This is a genomic window from Pseudomonas sp. P7548 (assembly GCF_013386585.1).
Classification (GTDB): Bacteria; Pseudomonadota; Gammaproteobacteria; order Pseudomonadales; family Pseudomonadaceae; genus Aquipseudomonas.
On record NZ_JACARO010000163.1, the window covers coordinates 1 to 375 of the forward strand.

1 protein-coding gene is annotated in these 375 nt (G+C 65.1%); it reads right to left on the bottom strand.

Annotated features, from left to right (window positions below):
* The coding region (locus HX803_RS31870; protein ID WP_178926040.1) for an LLM class flavin-dependent oxidoreductase at positions 1-375 on the bottom strand (375 nt) is incomplete at both ends.

Below are 375 nucleotides of genomic sequence, written 5' to 3' on the forward strand. Positions count from 1 at the left end.
AACCGTTGTGCACGGTGCCGACGTTCTGCAGCAGGTTCTCGAACGCACGGCCAAAGTCCATGCTGTGCTGCACCGGCACTTGCCAGTCTTGCGGGTTGGCGTAGACGCAGGTACGCCGCTGCATCATGAAGCGCGGGCGCGGCACGTGGGGGTTGTCGGCCACGGCCTTGTTGAATTTCTCGCCCAGTACGGCGATTTCTGCCGCGGGCAAGGAGAGCGGGGTGGAGAGAATGTTCGCGCCGATGCCCACCGCCCAGTCGAAGGTGCCCGGGTCACGCGCGGCCACCCAGATACGCGGGTGGTCCTTTTGCAAGGGTTTGGGCACCGCAGCGGTCAGCGGGAATTTCCAGTAGTGGCCGTCGTGGGCGTAGTCGC